Below are 444 nucleotides of genomic sequence, written 5' to 3'. Positions count from 1 at the left end.
CAGGTCGTCGCCTCCAACGACAAGCAGCGCTTCGCGATCGAGGGCGCCCTGATCCGCGCCAGTCAGGGCCACACCATCGAGGTCGACCTCGGCCTCCCGGAGGCCGAGCCGCCCGCGTACCTCTACCACGGCACTGTCGCCGCCCGTCTCGAAGCGATCCGCAGCGAGGGCCTGCGCGCCATGGCCCGGCACGACGTCCATCTGTCGCCCGACCGGGAGACGGCGACCCGCGTCGGCGCCCGGCGTGGCCGCCCCGTGGTCATCAGCGTGGACGCCGGTTCCATGCACCGCGCCGGGCACGCCTTCCGGGTCAGCGCCAACGGCGTGTGGCTCACCGGATCCGTACCGCCGGAGTATCTGCGCTTTCCCCAATGATCCCGATCGGGCCTGGTGGCCACTCGACTGTTTGGTCGGCTGTTTGGTCGACTGTTTGGTCGGCTGTTT

The 444-nt window shown here is 70.3% G+C and carries 1 protein-coding gene; it reads left to right on the top strand.

Going from position 1 to position 444, the window contains the following annotated elements; all coding sequences use genetic code 11:
* A partial coding sequence (locus G3I17_RS39320; RefSeq protein WP_164604513.1) for an RNA 2'-phosphotransferase occupies window positions 1-375 on the top strand: 375 nt, incomplete at its 5' end.
* Window positions 376-444: the final 69 nt, after the last annotated feature.

The sequence above is a fragment of the Streptomyces sp. SID13031 genome (assembly GCF_010548305.1).
In the GTDB taxonomy this organism is placed as follows: Bacteria; Actinomycetota; Actinomycetes; order Propionibacteriales; family Kribbellaceae; genus Kribbella.
Note: the sequence above shows the minus strand (reverse complement) of the source record. Positions and strands in the feature narration are given on the sequence as shown.